Origin of the sequence: Pseudomonas sp. P7779 (assembly GCF_013386315.1) — a bacterium.
Classification (GTDB): Bacteria; Pseudomonadota; Gammaproteobacteria; order Pseudomonadales; family Pseudomonadaceae; genus Aquipseudomonas.
In genome coordinates this window covers 1-18,453 of the sequence record NZ_JACARZ010000122.1, presented here as the reverse complement: position 1 = coordinate 18,453, position 18,453 = coordinate 1, and the positions used below count along the sequence as shown (strand labels likewise).

13 protein-coding genes are annotated in these 18,453 nt (G+C 60.4%); 7 read left to right on the top strand and 6 right to left on the bottom strand.

Annotated elements, in window-relative coordinates; genetic code table 11:
* Nucleotides 1-56 precede the first annotated feature (56 nt).
* The 4 genes from clpX (at nt 57) to HX869_RS28075 (ending at nt 6,412) form a co-directional block, all read left to right on the top strand.
* Nucleotides 57-1,340: an ATP-dependent Clp protease ATP-binding subunit ClpX gene (clpX, locus tag HX869_RS28090; protein WP_003207856.1), complete on the top strand. Its 1,284-nt coding sequence runs from the start codon at nt 57-59 to the stop codon at nt 1,338-1,340.
* Nucleotides 1,341-1,491: 151 nt separating this feature from the next.
* Nucleotides 1,492-3,888, top strand: coding sequence for an endopeptidase La (gene lon, locus HX869_RS28085; protein WP_003207858.1), 2,397 nt, complete (start codon nt 1,492-1,494; stop codon nt 3,886-3,888).
* A 146-nt stretch (nt 3,889-4,034) separates the two neighbouring features.
* The gene (locus tag HX869_RS28080) at nt 4,035-4,307 is read left to right on the top strand and encodes an HU family DNA-binding protein (protein WP_003174819.1); all 273 of its coding nucleotides are present in this window, start codon (nt 4,035-4,037) and stop codon (nt 4,305-4,307) included.
* A 230-nt stretch (nt 4,308-4,537) separates the two neighbouring features.
* Nucleotides 4,538-6,412 carry a SurA N-terminal domain-containing protein gene (locus HX869_RS28075; RefSeq protein WP_003207860.1) on the top strand — a complete coding sequence of 625 codons (1,875 nt, stop codon included), beginning with the start codon at nt 4,538-4,540 and terminating at the stop codon, nt 6,410-6,412.
* A gap of 89 nt (nt 6,413-6,501) precedes the next feature.
* Here HX869_RS28075 and nhaA read toward each other — a convergent pair whose 3' ends face one another.
* A complete protein-coding gene (nhaA, locus tag HX869_RS28070; protein ID WP_177028349.1) occupies nt 6,502-7,836 on the bottom strand; it encodes a Na+/H+ antiporter NhaA in 1,335 nt (444 codons plus the stop codon).
* A gap of 115 nt (nt 7,837-7,951) precedes the next feature.
* Nucleotides 7,952-9,130 carry an MFS transporter gene (locus HX869_RS28065; RefSeq protein WP_177022254.1) on the bottom strand — a complete coding sequence of 393 codons (1,179 nt, stop codon included), beginning with the start codon at nt 9,128-9,130 and terminating at the stop codon, nt 7,952-7,954.
* Between the two features lie 127 nt (nt 9,131-9,257).
* Between HX869_RS28065 and HX869_RS28060 the strand changes: the two genes are divergently transcribed.
* Nucleotides 9,258-10,157, top strand: coding sequence for a LysR family transcriptional regulator (locus HX869_RS28060; protein ID WP_178903989.1), 900 nt, complete (start codon nt 9,258-9,260; stop codon nt 10,155-10,157).
* Nucleotides 10,158-10,246: 89 nt separating this feature from the next.
* Complete coding sequence (locus tag HX869_RS28055; protein ID WP_003207865.1) at nt 10,247-11,086, top strand: DUF2242 domain-containing protein; 840 nt, start codon at nt 10,247-10,249, stop codon at nt 11,084-11,086.
* Here HX869_RS28055 and aceE read toward each other — a convergent pair whose 3' ends face one another.
* A complete protein-coding gene (gene aceE, locus HX869_RS28050) occupies nt 11,087-13,756 on the bottom strand; it encodes a pyruvate dehydrogenase (acetyl-transferring), homodimeric type (RefSeq protein WP_003207866.1) in 2,670 nt (889 codons plus the stop codon).
* A gap of 145 nt (nt 13,757-13,901) precedes the next feature.
* Here aceE and HX869_RS28045 point away from each other — a divergent pair, with 145 nt between their 5' ends.
* On the top strand, nt 13,902-14,372 hold the full coding sequence (locus HX869_RS28045) for a MarR family winged helix-turn-helix transcriptional regulator (RefSeq protein ID WP_008431958.1): 471 nt from the start codon (nt 13,902-13,904) through the stop codon (nt 14,370-14,372).
* A 144-nt stretch (nt 14,373-14,516) separates the two neighbouring features.
* Here HX869_RS28045 and HX869_RS28040 read toward each other — a convergent pair whose 3' ends face one another.
* The 3 genes from HX869_RS28040 to HX869_RS28030 all read right to left on the bottom strand — a co-directional run bounded on the left by HX869_RS28040 (nt 14,517) and on the right by HX869_RS28030 (nt 18,006).
* Nucleotides 14,517-15,536, bottom strand: coding sequence for a pyruvate dehydrogenase (locus HX869_RS28040; protein WP_134327008.1), 1,020 nt, complete (start codon nt 15,534-15,536; stop codon nt 14,517-14,519).
* 300 nt (nt 15,537-15,836) lie between these two features.
* On the bottom strand, nt 15,837-16,871 hold the full coding sequence (locus HX869_RS28035; RefSeq protein ID WP_177021050.1) for an AraC family transcriptional regulator: 1,035 nt from the start codon (nt 16,869-16,871) through the stop codon (nt 15,837-15,839).
* A gap of 4 nt (nt 16,872-16,875) precedes the next feature.
* Nucleotides 16,876-18,006: a carbon-nitrogen hydrolase family protein gene (locus HX869_RS28030; protein WP_008431963.1), complete on the bottom strand. Its 1,131-nt coding sequence runs from the start codon at nt 18,004-18,006 to the stop codon at nt 16,876-16,878.
* Nucleotides 18,007-18,453: the final 447 nt, after the last annotated feature.

Genomic DNA, 18,453 nt, shown 5'->3' with positions numbered 1-18,453 from the left:
AAGCCCTCAATAGCCTTCATCTTGTGTTGCAAGCCTATCGGATTTGGATCGAACGAATGACTGACACCCGCAACGGCGAGGACAACGGCAAGCTGCTCTATTGCTCCTTCTGTGGCAAAAGCCAGCATGAAGTACGCAAGTTGATTGCCGGCCCCTCGGTCTTTATCTGCGACGAGTGCGTCGACCTGTGCAATGACATCATCCGTGAGGAGGTGCAGGAAGCCCAGGCCGAAAGCAGCGCGCATAAATTGCCTTCACCTAAAGAAATCAGCGGCATCCTTGATCAGTATGTGATTGGTCAAGAGCGTGCAAAGAAGGTTCTGGCCGTAGCGGTGTACAACCACTACAAGCGCCTGAACCAGCGTGACAAGAAAAGTGACGACGTCGAGCTCGGCAAAAGCAACATCTTGCTGATCGGCCCTACAGGCTCGGGTAAAACCCTGCTTGCAGAGACCCTGGCTCGCCTGCTGAACGTTCCCTTCACCATCGCTGACGCAACCACTCTTACCGAGGCCGGTTACGTAGGTGAAGACGTCGAGAACATCATTCAGAAGCTGCTGCAGAAATGCGACTACGACGTGGAGAAGGCCCAGATGGGCATTGTCTACATCGATGAAATCGACAAGATTTCGCGCAAATCCGACAACCCGTCGATCACCCGGGACGTTTCCGGTGAAGGCGTGCAGCAAGCGCTGTTGAAACTGATCGAAGGCACGGTTGCTTCCGTACCGCCACAAGGCGGCCGCAAGCACCCGCAGCAGGAATTCCTTCAGGTTGATACGCGCAACATCCTGTTCATCTGTGGCGGTGCGTTCTCCGGCCTGGAAAAGGTTATTCAAAACCGTTCCACCCGTGGCGGCATTGGCTTCAGTGCAGAAGTACGCAGCAAGGAAGAAGGCAAGAAAGTCGGTGAATCCCTGCGTGAAGTCGAGCCTGACGATTTGGTCAAGTTCGGTCTGATCCCTGAATTCGTTGGTCGTCTGCCGGTCCTGGCGACGCTGGACGAGCTGGATGAGGCTGCGTTGATGCAGATCCTCACCGAGCCGAAAAACGCCCTGACCAAGCAATACGCCAAGCTGTTCGAGATGGAAGGTGTGGACCTCGAGTTCCGTGCTGACGCGCTCAAATCGGTGGCCAAGCGGGCACTGGAGCGCAAGACCGGCGCCCGTGGTTTGCGCTCGATCCTCGAAGGCGTACTGCTCGACACCATGTACGAAATCCCCTCGCAGTCCGAGGTGAGTAAAGTGGTGATCGACGAAAGCGTTATAGAAGGCAAGTCCAAGCCACTGTATATCTACGAAAACAGTGAGCCGGCTGCCAAGGCTGCGCCAGACGCGTAAGCGTTGCACCGCCGAGCTGTACAAAATAAAGGGGCCTTAAGGGGCCCCTTTGTTTTTACTGCGTTTAACTGATGCCATTACGCTTGTTTTTTTTGCAGGCAGCCCCCATCTTGGTTTCAAGCTTACTTTCATCTGTCATAGAGGCGAAATCATGAAGACAACCATCGAATTGCCTCTCCTGCCGTTGCGTGATGTCGTCGTCTATCCGCACATGGTTATCCCGCTGTTCGTGGGGCGCGAGAAGTCTATCGAAGCCCTCGAGGCCGCGATGACGGGCGACAAGCAGATCCTGCTGCTGGCCCAGAGAAATCCTGCTGACGATGATCCGGGCGAAGATGCCCTGTATCGCGTTGGTACCGTTGCAACTGTCCTGCAACTGCTCAAGCTGCCTGATGGCACCGTCAAGGTGCTGGTGGAAGGCGAGCAGCGCGGTGCGGTCGAGCGCTTCATGGAAGTGGACGGCCACCTGCGTGCCGAAGTGGCGCTGATCGACGAAGTCGACGCCCCTGAGCGCGAATCCGAAGTGTTCGTTCGCAGCCTGCTGTCCCAGTTCGAGCAATACGTGCAACTGGGCAAGAAAGTCCCCGCAGAAGTCCTCTCTTCCCTCAACAGCATTGATGAGCCAAGCCGCCTGGTCGACACCATGGCCGCGCACATGGCGCTGAAAATCGAGCAGAAGCAGGACATTCTCGAGATCATCGATTTGTCGGCCCGGGTCGAACACGTCCTGGCGCTGCTGGATGCCGAAATCGACCTGCTGCAGGTTGAGAAGCGCATTCGCGGCCGTGTCAAAAAGCAAATGGAGCGCAGCCAGCGCGAGTACTACCTGAATGAGCAGATGAAGGCCATTCAGAAAGAGCTGGGCGACAGCGAGGAAGGCCACAACGAAATCGAGGAGCTGAAAAAGCGCATCGATGCCGCCGGCCTGCCGAAAGACGCGTTGACCAAGGCCACTGCCGAGCTGAACAAGCTCAAGCAAATGTCGCCGATGTCGGCCGAAGCCACCGTGGTTCGTTCGTATATCGACTGGCTGGTGCAGGTGCCGTGGAAGGCCCAGACCAAGGTGCGCCTGGACCTGGCCCGCGCCGAAGATATTCTCGACGCCGATCACTACGGCCTCGAAGAAGTCAAGGAACGCATTCTCGAATACCTCGCCGTGCAAAAGCGCGTGAAGAAGATTCGTGGCCCGGTGTTGTGCCTGGTCGGTCCTCCTGGTGTGGGTAAAACCTCGCTGGCGGAGTCGATTGCCCACGCCACCAACCGCAAATTCGTGCGCATGGCCCTGGGCGGTGTGCGTGATGAAGCGGAAATCCGTGGTCATCGCCGGACTTACATCGGTTCGATGCCAGGAAGATTGATTCAAAAGATGACAAAGGTGGGTGTGCGCAACCCGCTGTTCCTGCTCGATGAAATCGACAAGATGGGCAGCGACATGCGTGGCGACCCGGCGTCTGCTTTGCTGGAAGTGCTCGACCCCGAGCAGAACCACAATTTCAACGACCATTACCTGGAAGTCGACTACGACCTGTCCGACGTAATGTTCCTGTGCACCTCCAACTCGATGAATATTCCGCCAGCCTTGCTGGACCGGATGGAGGTGATTCGTCTGCCGGGTTACACCGAAGACGAGAAGATCAACATCGCCGTCAAATACCTCTCGCCCAAGCAGATTGCGGCCAACGGCCTGAAAAAAGGCGAGATCGAATTTGATGCCGACGCGATCCGCGACATCATTCGTTTCTACACCCGCGAGGCCGGTGTACGGGGCCTTGAGCGTCAACTGGCGAAGATCTGCCGCAAGGCCGTGAAGGAACATGCGCTGGAAAAACGCTTCTCGGTGAAGGTCACCGCTGACCTGCTGGAACACTTCCTGGGCGTGCGCAAATTCCGCTACGGCCTGGCTGAGCAGCAGGACCAGGTAGGCCAGGTCACTGGCCTGGCGTGGACCCAGGTGGGCGGCGAATTGCTGACCATCGAGGCCGCCGTGATCCCGGGCAAAGGGCAACTGATCAAGACCGGTTCCCTGGGTGACGTGATGGTTGAATCCATCACCGCCGCGCAGACCGTGGTGCGCAGCCGCGCCAAGAGCCTGGGGATCCCCCTGGACTTCCACGAGAAGCACGACACCCACATCCACATGCCGGAAGGGGCAACGCCGAAAGACGGTCCTAGCGCAGGCGTAGGCATGTGCACGGCACTGGTATCAGCCCTGACCGGCATTCCGGTGCGCGCCGATGTCGCCATGACCGGGGAAATCACCCTGCGTGGCCAGGTACTGGCCATTGGTGGCCTCAAAGAGAAATTGCTGGCTGCACACCGCGGTGGTATCAAGACTGTGATCATTCCTGAAGAGAATGTCCGCGACTTGAAGGAGATTCCTGACAACATCAAGCAGGATCTGCAGATTAAACCGGTTAAATGGATTGACGAGGTCCTGCAAATTGCGCTGCAATACGCGCCGGAGCCCTTGCCGGATGTGGCTCCTGAGATAGTTGCAAAGGATGAAAAACGCGAGACTGACTCTAAGGAAAGAATTAGCACGCATTAATACGTTTAAGCCTGGGGGCTTCCTTGACAGCTTTTTAGAGCCCTTGTTATAAAGCGGCTCTTAAGTGTCTGTAGGCCATTCAGCACTGGTTTTTGCTTTCACCAAAAAACTTAGAATCATACTCAATAGATATAAGGGGACTTAGAGTGAACAAGTCGGAACTGATTGATGCTATCGCTGCATCTGCTGATATCCCGAAAGCCGCTGCTGGCCGTGCGCTGGACGCAGTAATCGAATCCGTCACTGGCGCTCTCAAGGCCGGCGACTCTGTGGTACTGGTTGGTTTCGGTACTTTCTCTGTGACCGATCGTCCAGCTCGCACTGGCCGTAACCCACAGACTGGCAAGGCTCTGCAAATCGCCGCTGCCAAAAAACCAGGTTTCAAAGCCGGTAAAGCCCTGAAAGAAGCCGTTAACTAAGCTTCGCTCAAGCCTTACCCATCCGGGTCGGACGCAGGTCTGACCTGGCAGCGGAGCGGCAGCTGACCCGAGTATCCATCGGGTCGCCACGCCGGGGGTGTGGGTTCAAACCCCCGTCCGCTCCGCCAGTTACGAGAAGGCGCATCCTCGGATGCGCCTTTCTTCTATCCGGACTCTACCCACGCTCCACGGTTGCCTAATTTTGAAGTTCAACCGTTTCTGGGGGACGCATGCTGCAGAATATCAGGGACAATTCACAAGGCTGGATTGCCAAGACCATTATCGGGATCATCGTCGCATTGATGGCGTTCACCGGTATCGAGGCTATTTTTCAGGCTTCGACCAACAACAAGCAGGACGTGGCCAAGGTCAACGGTGAAGAAATCACCCAAAGCGAACTGGGCCAGGCCGTCGACATGCAACGTCGCCAGCTGATGCAACAGCTGGGCAAGGACTTCGATGCTTCCTTGCTGGACGAAAAGCTGCTGCGCGACGCCGCCCTCAAGGGCCTGATCGATCGCAAGCTGCTGCTGCAAGGCGCGGCCGATTCGAAATTCGCTTTCTCCGAAGCTGCGCTGGATCAAGTGATCCTGCAGACGCCGGAATTCCAGGTGGATGGCCAGTTCAACGCTGAGCGTTTCGACCAGGTGATCCGTCAGCTGGGCTACAGCCGTATGCAATTCCGTCAGATGCTGAGCCAGGAAATGCTGATCGGCCAGGTTCGTGCAGGCATTGCCGGCAGCGGTTTTGTGACTGATGCCGAAGTGCTCGCGTTCGCCCGTCTGGAAAAACAGACCCGCGATTTCGCCACCGTCAGCGTCAAGGCCGACCCTGCAGCAGTGAAGATCACTGACGACGAGGTCAAGGCTTACTACGACCAGCACGCCAAGGAGTTCATGACCCCGGACCAGGTGGTCATCGACTATCTGGAGCTGAAGAAGGCTTCCTTCTTCGACCAGGTCGCGGTCAAGGACGATGAGCTGCAAGCCCTCTATCAGAAAGAAACCGCCAACCTCGCTGAACAGCGTCGCGCGGCGCACATCCTGATTGAAGTCAACGACAAGACCACCGACGAGCAGGCCAAGGCCAAGATCGAAGAGATCCAGGCACGCCTGGCCAAGGGCGAGAAATTCGAAGCCCTGGCCAAGGAGTTCTCCCAGGATCCGGGTTCTGCGAACAACGGCGGTGACCTCGGTTTCGCTGGCCCTGGCGTCTACGACCCTGCCTTCGAAACAGCGCTGTATGCACTGAACAAGGACCAGGTCTCGGCACCGGTGCGTTCCAGCTTCGGCTGGCACCTGATCAAGCTGTTGGGTGTTGAAGCACCAGAAGTGCCATCGTTCGCCAGCCTGAAAGACAAGCTGACCCGCGAGCTCAAGACCCAGCAGGTTGAACAGCGTTTCGTCGACGCGACCAAGCAACTGGAAGACGCTGCATTCGAAGCTTCCGACCTGGCCCAGCCGGCGTCGGACCTGAAGCTGACCGTGCACACCTCCGCGCCGTTTGGCCGTGAAGGTGGCGAAGGCATTGCTGCCAACCGTGCCGTGGTGACCGCTGCATTCAGCCCTGAAGTACTGGATGAAGGTGCCAACAGCACCGCCATCGAGCTGGACCCGGAAACCATCGTGGTGCTGCGTGCCAAAGAGCACCTGAAGCCTACCCAGCTGCCGCTGGAAAGCGTTGCCACTGCCATCCGTGCCCAGTTGACCAAGGAGCGCGCGAGCGCTGCGGCGAAGACTCACGCGGACGAGCTGATTGCCAACCTGCGTGATGGCAAGACACCGCTGAACCAGCCGGTGGATGGCCAGGCCTGGAAAGTCACCGAAGCGGCCACCCGTGGCCAGGAAGGCGTCGAGCCAGCCGTGCTGCAAGCCCTGTTCCGCATGCCAAAGCCTGCGGCCAAGGACAAGCCGACCTTCACCAGCGTGACACTGCCAGACGGTAGCCTGGTGATCGTGCGCTTGAACGCGGTCAATGAAGCCGCTGCACCGACCGATGACGAGAAGGCTCAGTACCGCCGCTTCCTCGCGTCCCGTGTCGGCCAGCAAGACTTCGCCGCCTATCGCAAGCAGTTGGAAACCAAGGCTGAGATCAAGAAGTTCTGATCTCGTAACAGCCTGAATAAAAAGACCCCGGCCTGAAGAGGCCGGGGTCTTTTTTTATCCACTAATCAGCTGACTCAACCAGTCTTGATTCAACGCGCAAACTTGAGCTTGCCCCAACTCAGGCCAATCACAGCCGCCAGGGTCGAAGCGCTCAGCACACTCAGCTTGGCAGCCGACAGCAGCGTCGGATCGGAGAAGGCCAGTGACGAGATGAAGATCGACATGGTGAAACCAATTCCCGCCAGCAGGCCCACCAGGGCGACGCCGTTCCAGGTCACGCCCTCCGGCAGTTGGCAGATGTTCAGTTTGACCAGCACCACGCTCGCCAGCATCACACCGAGCGGCTTGCCGAGCACCAACGCCAGGATGACCCCCATGAACACACCGTGGGGCAGCGGGTCGTTCAGGTTGAACCCTTGCAGGCTCACTCCGGCGTTGGCCAGGGCAAACAGTGGCATGACGCCGAAGGCCACCCAGGGGTGCAAGCCCGCTTGAATACGTTGCACCGGCGGCAGCATTTCCCGCTGGGCCTGTCTCAATTGCTTCAACGGTTTGGCGACTTGATGGGCACTTTCAGCCGATTGTGAAAGCCGCTCCATCAGCTCGTTGAACGTGCGCCCGATGGTGTCCAGAGGGCGTTCCCGAGTCGGTCTGGAAGTCACGGGCGTTATCAGGCCAAGCATTACGCCCGCGAGCGTCGGATGGACGCCGGTCTTGAGCAGGCCAAACCAGACAATCGCCCCTGGCAACAGGTACACCACCGCCTTGCCAATTCCCATCCGCTGAAAAACCAGCACCAGCGCCAGCCCGCAGGCCGCGATCACCAGGCCCATGTAGTCCAGGCTGGCGGTATAGAAAATCGCGATGATCAGGATGGCGACGATGTCATCAATGATCGCCAAAGCCAGCAACAGGATGCGCACGCCAGCCGGAATCGATTTGCCCAACAGCGCCAGCACGCCCACGGCAAATGCAATGTCGGTGGCAGTGGGCACTGCCCAGCCACTGGCCGCGACCGTGCCATGGTTGAGCAGGGTGTAAATCAGCGCCGGCATCAGCACGCCACCCAGTGCCGCGCCGAGGGGCAGGGTGGCCAGTTTCAGGTTGGCGAGTGCGCCGTCCCTGATCTCCTGGCGAATCTCGGCGCCCACCACCAGGAAGAAGATGGTCATCAGCCCATCGTTCACCAGGAAGTGCAACGAGCGCGAGACCGTGAAGTCTCCCAGCCCGATAGTGAGTGGGGTGTTCCAGAAGTGTTCGTAGGAATCTGCGACGGGGCTGTTGGCCCAGACCAGCGCGACGATCGCTGCCAGCAGCAACACGATACCGCTGACTGCTTCGATCCTTGAAAACCGCTCCAATGCGGACAGGGCGCCTTCGACCAGAACCTGGGGGCGCGGAATAGCAGGGTGTTTATCAGGCACGACAAGTCTCCATTGGCGGCCCGACCAATGCTTATCCTTTAACCTGCGCTGTGCCGTATGCAGCAGCGCACCCGGTGCGATCATAAGAGTTAAGAAACATCACGTCACGTTTCGTTTAAACATCGGTTAAACGCAGCGTCGCGATCAGCGCCAGTACGACCAACGCGGCGACCGCCCATGGAAACGATGTCACTCCCCACCCTTGCAACAACATGCCGCCGAGTAGTCCGCCACCGGCGATGCCCAGGTTCCACACCGTCACCAGCATCGACTGTGCGGCATCGGCTGAATCCCCGGCCGACTTGGCCAGCGCCGTTTGCAGCAATGCCGGCAAACCGCCAAACGCCAGCCCCCATAAGGCCACCGTGGTGTAGATCACCGTCGCCGAGGTGATCCAGAACGCCAGCGCCAGGGCCGACAGCGCGAACATTGCGCAGCTGATCACCAATAACGCGCGCAGCCGCTGATCAATCAGCGCGCCGACGATCCAGATACCCAGCAGCGCCGCCAGGCCAAACACCAGCAGCACCTGGTCGATGTCCGCTGCAATCCCGGCAGGTACCAGGAACGGCGCGATATAGGTGTAGAGAATGTTATGAGCCAGCACGTAGGTGAAAGTCACAAACAGCACCGGACGAATTCCTGGCAGTGCCAGCACCTGGCGCAGCCCCAGGCGTTTTTCCGCCTGTTGCCCGGCAAAGTCCGGGACCTGCCAGCGCACCCAGGCCAGCAGCACAACCGTCAGGCCGGACATGATCGCGAAGCTCAGGCGCCAGCCAACCGTGGTGCCCAGGAATGTCCCGGCCGGTACACCCAGTGACAGCGCCAATGGCGCGCCGAGCATGGCCACGGCAATGGCCCTGCCTTGCAGGTGCGGCGCAACCATGCGGCTGGCATAACCGGCCAGCAGCGCCCAGAGCAATCCCGCGAACACCCCGGCGAAGAACCTGGCCACCAGGGTCAGCAGGTAATCGCTGGAAAACGCCGTCACACTGTTGACCAAGGCAAACCCGCCGATGGCAATCATCAGCAATGGCCGCCGGCGCCAGCCCCGGGTGGCGATGGTCAGGGGAATCGCGGCCAACAGCGAGCCCAGGGCGTACAGGGTCACCAACTGGCCCACCAACGCTTCGGACACCCCGAGGCCGGCGCCCATTTGCGGGAGCAAACCCGCCGGCATGGCTTCGGTGAGGATAGTGATGAAACCGGCGGTAGCCAATGCCAACAGACCGCCCAGAGGCAGTCGTTCACGGCTCACCGCGCGGGTCGTGGAAGATAGGGCGCTGTCACTCATGTTTTCTGGCTCCGGTTTTCAGACGAAAGGGCAGGGAGCCAGAGTAGGGTGCTGCACGGTGGAGAAAAACAGGCTAAGGTTCCGAACTTATCGGACGCCAATGTCCGCAATCCTCGGGAGCGAGACGATGGACAGCCTGGGCAGTATTTCAGTGTTTGTGCAGGTGGCCGAAACCCGCAGCTTTACCGAGGCCGGGCGCATGCTGGGGGTGTCGTCCTCGGCGATTGGCAAAAGCATCGCGCGCATCGAAGGGCGCCTGGGGGTGCGGCTGTTCCATCGCAGCACCCGCAGTATCACGTTGACCAGCGAGGGCGCACTGTTTCTCGAACGCTCCCGGCGCATCCTGGCGGAAGTCGAAGCCGCAGAACAGGAACTGAGCCAGGCATCCGCCACCCCCAGAGGCAAGTTGCGCGTCAGCCTGCCGCAAGTGCGCGGCTTGTTGATGCCGGTACTGACGGATTTCATGCGCGCCTATCCCGAGATCGAGCTGGACGTGGACTTCTCCGACCGCATGGTGGATGTGATCGAGGAGGGTTTCGACGCGGTGATCCGCACCGGCAAACCCGAGGACTCACGCTTGATGGCGCGCCACCTCGGGTATTACCGCCTGGTGCTGGTGGCGTCCCCGGAGTACCTGCGCCTGCACGGTACGCCGCGCCAGCCCCGGGATTTGAGCGACCACGCCTGCCTGCGCCACAAATTCTGCGCCACCGGCAAACTGGAAACCTGGCCTCTGCGCCCGGAGCCGGGCCTGCCGGAGCCGACCCTGCGTGCGCCGCTGGTCTCCACCACCATCGAATCACTGATGCACGTGGCCCATGAAGGCCTGGGGATTGCCTGCCTGCCAGACTTCATGGTCCGCGAATCGGTGGAGCAGGGCCGGCTGCAACGGGTGCTGGACTATTACCTGGAGCACAGCGGCAGCTTCTGGATGCTCTGGCCATCAAGTCGCCATGCCTCGGCGAAATTGCGCGTGTTTATCGACCATATGGGCGAGCGGCTTTTTCCTGCGGACACCGTCCCGTAAGGCTGTGACGTTTTACCGACAGGAATTCGCGCGCCGAGGCCACGTTCTGTTGCACAATACCGCCCTGACTGTTTTCCTCAGGATTTTCGATGTCGACATCATTTCACTTGCGTAGCCTCGGGTTGGCGCTGGTGCTGGCGGGCGCTGCGGGCTGCTCGTCACCCAAGACCGCTATTTATGAACATGAGAACTTCGACGACTCCGGCACGTTTTCCCGTGATTACCCGGTCAGTGACACGGCGGCCTGCGAAGCGGCGCGGCGTGCGCTGTTGAGCCAGGGTTACATCATCACCAGCAGCGATCCAAAGCTGGTGGCGGGTAACAAGAGCTTCCAGCAGACCGGCGAAACTCACCTGCAGATCAGCTTCAACGTGGTGTGTGCCGACGATGGCAGCGGCAATCATCACTCGACGATGTTCGCCAACGCCTTGCAGGATCGCTACGCCTTGAAGAAGGTCAACAACTCCGCCAGCCTCGGTGTGGGTGTGTTGGGTTCGGTGTCGATGCCGATTGGCTCCACCGACGACTCCATGGTCAAGGTGGCCAGCGAGACGGTGTCTGCGCCGAAGTTTTATGAGCGTTATTTCGCCCTGGTGGACGTTTTCCTGCCCCAGGAAGTGAAAAAGGCAGCGCATATTCCAGAGAAACCCAAGGCTGACCTGGGCATCCCGGAACCTAAGGCAGCTCCGGCGGCCGATAAGGCCGATAAGGTTGAAGCGCCGAAAGAAGTGCCAAAAGAAGCGCCGGCCACACCGGCAGCCCCAGTGACGCCGGCGGTAGTGCCAGCGGCATCGGAGCCGGTGGTACCACCGGCGGAACCTGCGCCGATTGCACCAAAGGAAGCCCCGGCACCTGCGCCAGAAGCCACCACTCCTGCGCTGCCGGCGCCGACCGAAGCGATTCCGCCTCTGCCGACGCCTGCGCAGTAACTACACCGCTACGGGGTTGGCCTTGTCGACGTTGATCCCGTAGCGGCTGATCGCCTCCGCCACCCTGGCGCGGCTGATCAGGCCGTCATCCGCCAGCGCCTTCAAGGCCGCCAGGGCAATGAAATACCGGTCCACCTCGAAGAACTCGCGCAAGGTTTCGCGGGTATCCGATTGCCCGAAGCCATCGGTGCCCAGCGCCACAAAGCGCCGGCCCGGTACAAACGGGCGAATCTGATCGGCAAAGATTTTCATGTAGTCGGTGGCGACCACCACGGGCCCGGGCTGGCCCTCAAGGCACTGCTCGACATAGCTGGTACGCGGTTCGCTTTCAGGATGCAGCAGGTTCCAGCGCTCCACGGCATGGCCTTCCCGGCGCAGCTCGGTCAGGCTGGTGACACTCCACACATCGCTGGCCACGGCAAAATCATCGCGCAGCAGGTCCGCGGCGGCGATGACTTCCCGCAGGATCGAACCGCTGCCCATCAGCTGTACCCGTGGTTGCGTGGTGTCTTCAGCCGCCTTCAACCGATACATACCCTTGAGAATCCCGTCCTCGACGCCTTCGGGCATCGCCGGGTGCGGGTAGTTTTCGTTGAGCAGGGTGATGTAGTAGTAGATGTCCTCTTGCTCGACGTACATCCGGCGCATGCCTTCGCGAATGATCACCGCCAGCTCGAAGGCAAACGTCGGATCGTAGGAAATGCAGCACGGGATCACCGAAGACAGCACATGGCTGTGGCCATCGTCATGCTGCAGGCCTTCGCCCATCAGCGTGGTGCGCCCGGCCGTCGCCCCCAGCAGAAAGCCCCGCGCCCGTGCATCACCTGCGGCCCAGGCCAGGTCGCCGACCCGCTGGAAGCCGAACATCGAATAGAAAATGTAGAACGGTACGGTCATCAAGCCGTGGTTGGCGTAGGACGTACTTGCTGCGATCCACGAGGAAATGGCGCCGGATTCATTCAGGCCTTCCTGCATGATCTGTCCGTCCTTGCTCTCCTTGTAGTAGGACAGCTGGCCGGCATCTTGTGGGGTGTAGAGCTGGCCGACGGCGGAGTGAATGCCGATCTGGCGGAACAGGCTTTCCATGCCAAAGGTGCGGGACTCGTCCGGCACGATGGGCACGATCAGTTTGCCCAGGTTCGGGTCCTTGAGCAGGGTGCCGAGGATGCGCACAAAGGCCATGGTGGTGGAGATCGCGCGTTCGCCGGTGTCCTTGAGCTGGGTGGCGAAGGCATCCAGTTCCGGGATCTTCAGCGACTCGACCGCGCTATGGCGAGCCGGCACGTAGCCACCCAGTGACTGGCGGCGGGCGGCGAAATAGCGGGCCTCTTCGCTGTCGGCGGCCGGTTTGAGATACGGGATTTCAGCCAGTTGGTCGTCGGCCACTTCCAGCCCGAAGCGATCGCGGAAGGCTTTGACGGCTTCAGCGCCCATCTTTTTCAGCTGGTGGTTGATGTTCTGGCCTTCGCCGGCCTCGCCCATGCCGAAGCCCTTGACGGTTTTCGCCAGGATCACCGTCGGCTGGCCGCTGTGACGCACGGCGGCGGCATAGGCGTTGTAGACCTTGTCCGGGTCATGGCCGCCCCGTGAGAGTTTCCAGATGTCGTCGTCGGACATGTCTGCCACCAGCGCCAGCAACTCCGGGTATTTGCCGAAGAAGTGTTCCCGCACGTAGGCGCCGTTTTGTGATTTGTAGTTTTGATAGTCGCCGTCCACGCACTCCATCATGCGCTGGCGCAGCAAGCCGCTTTTATCCTTTTCCAGCAGCGCATCCCAACCGCCGCCCCAGATTACCTTGATCACGTTCCAGCCGGCGGCGCGGTACAGGCTTTCGAATTCCTGGATCACCTTGGCATTGCCGCGCACCGGCCCATCCAGGCGTTGCAGGTTGCAGTTGACCACGAAGATCAGGTTGTCGAGCTTCTCGCGCCCGGCCAGGGAAATGGCTGCCAGGGATTCCGGCTGATCCATCTCGCCATCACCGAGGAACGCCCACACCTTGCGGCCCTGGTGCTGCTTGAGGTCGCGGAACTCCAGGTAGCGCATGAAGCGCGCCTGATACGCGGCGGTAATCGGTCCGAGCCCCATGGAAACCGTAGGAAACTGCCAGAAGTCTGGCATCAGGCGAGGGTGCGGATAGGATGACAAACCGTCGCCACCGGCTTCCCGGCGGAAGTTGTCCAGCTGCGCTTCGCTGATCCGGCCTTCGAGGTACGCCCGCCCGTAAATGCCCGGCGCGGAGTGGCCCTGGATGTACACCAGGTCGCCATCGAAGCTTTCAGTTCGGCCACGGAAGAAATGGTCGAAGCCTACGTCATACAGCACCGCAGCCGACGCATAGGTTGCGATATGCCCGCCCACGCCGGAATGTTTGCCCGCGCGCAGCACCATGGCCATGGCGTTCCAGCGAATAAACGCATTCAGCCGGCGCTCGGTGGCCAGGTTGCCGGGGTAGGGCAGCTGGCGGTCTACCGGGATGGTGTTGACGTACGGGGTGGTCACCCGCCCGTAGAAGTCGCCATGCCGCGCCACGTCGAAATCCAGCAACTGATCAATCAGGTAATGCGCGCGCGGGCGGCCTTCGGTGGACAGCACCGATTCGATGGACTCCAGCCATTCGCGGGTTTCCTGTGGATCGTCGTCGAGGCGTACTGCAGTGTTCGGGGTCATGTCAGGCTCCAGGGTGGACGGGTTTCAGCGTGTGGGCTCCTTGTGGGAGCTTTGCGAATGTAGTTGCAATTGCAACTACATGGCTGAATCTAGCGCGGGATGAGCTACTATTGCAACCTTCTTGAAATTCCCCGGATGGTGTTGCATGTCGTCGAAAGAGCCTGATGTCTGGTTCCGTTTTGTTCGGGCCCACAGGACGGTCATCCGTGAAATCGAACGGCGCCTGGCCGATGCCGGTCTGCCGCCGTATGCCTGGTACGACGCTTTGTGGGGCCTGGAAAGTGGCCCCGATGGCACCCGGCGCATGCACGAATTGGCCGATGTGCTGGCCATCGAACGCTACAACCTGACGCGTCTGGTCGACCGCCTGGAAAAGGACGGCCTGGTGGTGCGTTCGCGCTCCGACGGTGACGGGCGTGCTGCCTTTGTCTCGATCACCGACGCGGGCCGGGTATTGCGTAAAAAGATGTGGAAAATCTACGAAAGCAGCGTGGATGAATTGTTTTTGTCGCAGCTCGACAGCGAGCAACGCCGGGGTTTTGCCGAGGCGTTGGAACGCACTGCAGGGCTGGCGATGGAGGCGGGTGTGCAGACCCGTGGGCGGCGTAAGACCTGAAGCAAATATTCCAGGCGACGCGGATTCCGTGTGGGAGCGGGCTTGCTTGCGAAAGCGGTGTGTCAGCAACAGTAATATCAACAGGCACACCGTCTTCGCGAGCAAGCCCGCTCCCACATTTGATCTGCGATGGATTGCAGATCGTCATTTCAGGTGATATCGATTCAGGGCGGTCTCCACCTGTTCTGCTTCGATCCAGCCGTCATCCGCCAACGCCTTCAATGCCAGCACCGCTACCCAATATCGACTGGGTGCAGACGTTTCCACGGAGCCCGCACCCAACGCCACAAACCGCGCATCCACATGCCCCGCCAATTGATCGACGATCGGCTGCGGATACCCGGTGACCGCGACCACCGGCGCGCCATCCCCAGCCAGGCAATCCCTTAGATGACAACTGCGCTTCGGTTCCAACGGGTGCAGGCGGTTCCAGCGTTGCGCCGCATTCGCTTCGCGGGCCAGCCGTGTATAGCTGGGGCAACTCCACAGTTGCGCCTCGACGTTCCAATCCGTCTCGAGCAACTGCGCGGCGTGCACGACTTCTTCAAACGCTCGACCCGCACCCAGCAACCGCACCCTCAATTCACTGGTGTATGAGCGCCGGACCCGGTACATGCCCCTGAGCGCATGCTCACTATCCTGCGGGCTCAGCCCTGGCCCTTCGTGTTGATCGTGCAGTGCCAGGTAGTAGAACCCCGGCTCGCCGTCGACATACAGCGCCTGCAAACCCGCCAGCACAATCGCCCGGGCTTCCTCGCCGGAGGCCGGGTCATAAGGTGTGCAGTGAGGATTGCTGGCCAGCCATAAGGGCAGTGAAGGGGAGGGCTGGGTTGCATTGTCGTTGCACAGGATGCCCCGCTGACGGGTCTCGCCGGACAGAGCGCGCAACTGCGCCGATGACGCGGCCGTGTGCAGGTACAGCATGGGTTTTTCCCCGGTATTGCGCGCGAACCAGGTGGGCCAGCTCACCACTCGGCGTGAGCGCGACTGGCCGCGAATCACCCACGCCTGCCGGCTGGACTCCAGGGTGTTGGCCATGGTCATCACGCTATACAGGGGCGAGCAGCGGGGCTGCTGCGTTGCATTCAGGGCGTCGATGCAGATCAGGGCAGAGCGTTCGGTGCTGGCAGTCATGAGCAGGGTCGCTTGGCAACGGGTGCCCATACCCTAAAGGAATTTGGCTTACGATTGCAATTGCAATGATTGCAGTTGCATCTAAAATTCATCCGGCTAAATCAAGGCAATCCTGCTACGTTTAATCCTGAAGTGCAGGAACGTCATGCCACGGACATTTTTTCGTCATGACGGCACTTTAGGCTGGTTGTGCAGGTCACTAAGCAACCCCTTTTCATAAAACAAGGAGTCAACCATGGACGATTACCAAGAAGAATTGCTCGAGTACCACGCCTTTGAACTGGATCCGCTGGATCCGGCCGATGATGCCACCGAGCTGTAAGACAGACGTCAGGCGGAATGCCGCTGACTGCGGCGAAATTCCCCTGGGGTCTGGCTGTTCCAGCGCTTGAACGCCCGTTGAAAGGCTTCCGCTGAAGCAAAACCGAGCAAATAGGCAATTTCACCGAACGCCAGTTCGGTATCGCGAATGTAGGTCATGGCCAGGTCGCGGCGAGTGTCGTTGAGAATCGCCCGGAACTGAGTCCCTTCTTCCGCCAGCTTGCGCCGCAGGGTCCAGGTCGGCAGTTTCAAGCGTGACGCCACTTCTTCCAGGTCGGGTTCCCGGCCACCATTGAGCATCGGCCCGAGCAAGCGGGTAATGCGCTCGCGCAGGCTGCGGGTGCGCGTCAACTGCTCCAGTTCCCGTTCGCACAACTGCACCAGTAATTGCCAGGTACTCGGGCAGTGTTCCGGGTTGCGCAGGGCCAGGGTTTGCTGGCTAAGGCGCAACTGATTGTGCTCGGCGCCAAACTGGATCGGGCAGTCCCCCAGCACGCTGTAGCGCTCGCTGTAGTCCGGTGCTTCGAATTCGATTTCGATGCGTTGCGCCTGCACCGGTTGCAGGCTCAGGCTCGACAACTGATGCAGCCACCCGGCGATGATCGAATCCACCACAAAGCGGTTGTAGGCGTTGTAGGGGCTGATGGAATAGAAGCGCAACCAGGCGCCATCCGTGTCCTCGTGAAAGCTCGACTGGCCGCGATAGTTGGAGCCGTACAAGGCTTCGAAGCGCGTCAGGGTACGGGCGGCTTCGCGCACGGTGGGCGCCTGGGCGGCGGTGACCCCGGCGAGCCCGGCCTGGCTCAGGCGGCTGAGCTGGCCCATGCGCAGGCCCAGGCTGGCGTCGCCGGTCAACTGGATGGCCGCAAAGCCCAGGCGCATATAGCGCGGGATCGACAAGCGTGCACCCGCCTCGGCCAGGCGTGCCGGGTCAAGGCCGTATTGCAGCAGCAACGGTTGCGGGTCCAGGCCATGGCTGTGGATCGCATCGGCCAAGGTGTGGACGAAGCCCACCGACAAATCCCCAAGCCGCACCGGCTTCATTGAGTTACAGCCACACGTTCAGCAGGCGCGCGCCACGGGCATTGCCGTCGGCGAACACCTGGCCGTTGCTGCTGAGGAAGCTTTGCCCGGCGCTGCCCATGTCAAAGAACTGCCCGCGCAGGAACACGCTCATGCCGGCGGTGGCCTGGCTGATGGGTTGCTGGCTGATCAGGGTCAGGCGGTGCCAGGCTTCGCCTTCGCTGAGCTCTTCGGGCTTGAGGCTGATCTCGGCTGGCGTCGACACGCTTTTGAAGCCGCGCCACGGCTTGTCCCAGGTCTCGCGGCCAATCACGAAGGCCGGCACCGCCACCAACTGGGCGCCTTGCTCGTTGAGCTTGCGGTAGTTGTCCGGGTACCAGCTGTCGCTGCCGATCAGGATGCCCAGGCGCCCGGCCGGGGTATCGACCACGCTGACGCTGTTTTCATCGCCCGGCTCAATAAAGCCGCGCTCGTCAAAAATCGGATACAGCTGGCGTTGCGGCTGGCCCAGCGGCAAGCCATCGCGGTCGAAGACCACACTGGTGTTGTACAGCGCGCCATGGCCAATCTGCAGCTGGCCCTGGTTGACGCTCGGGTTGGGCAGGGCAATGGAGCCGGCCACCAGGGTCACGCCGAATTCCTTGGCCAGGCCACCGAACAGCACTTGATAGTCGCGGGCCATGGCCGGGGCCTTCATACGCAGGTAGGCGTCGTCGATGCGGTCGTCACCCTTGGCGCTGATCAAGGCCCGCAGGAACAGCAGCGGGTTGCTCGCCGACAACCAGTTCATCGCTTCCTTGAGGTTGGTGGCCTGGTACAGCTCGTTCTTTTCGCCGCTGACCATCAGCCAGGTGCCGATATGTTCCGGCAGTACCACGATGGTCTTGTCGTTGATCAGGCCTTGGTCACGGGCGTTTTGCAGATAGGCCGCCAGCTTGAGGTGCAGGCGTTCCAGGCTCTGGTAGTCGGCGGGGAACAGTTCCGGCTGGATGCCCAGCAGGTTGCCGCGGTCGGCGGGCACGCCCTGGTCGACGGCCAGGTTGATCCGCAGGTCGGACAGGTAATGGCCCACGGGGCGCTCCTGGGTCCAGACCAGATAGGCGGAAACGGCGGCGACCAGGGCCATGATGAGGGTGAAGCCAAGAAGTTTACGCATGGGGCAAATGACAACGGACCGTGTGCTGGGTTTGCATTTTCTCTCAAATTTCTGGGCTGGGTACGAAAAACCGTGGTTTGGCACGAAAATCTCAAAAGCCTTGAGTGCGTGTTTTCGCCGCGGCCCTGATCTTTCCAGGGTCGACAGTAACGGGTTGTGACCACAGGTGCACGCGCGCTGGTCAATGCCGTGGGATGTTACTCGTGCGCGCACCAGCTTCTGGCAGATTGTTACTTTGTGCCTCAATACCGTGCGCAAGTTCCTCGCCAAGGTTGATTCGCGCGATGGGTTCGCGGAGGGCTGGCCGCGCAACTCAGGTGTTTCAGCGCCTTACAGGCCTCTCTGTTCAACGACGCGTCGAGTTGGCAACAACCTTGCATATGCTTGTATGTACAAGTAAAGATGTGTGCGTAAGAGTCCATGAACTTCCTCTTCGCACCCATCAAT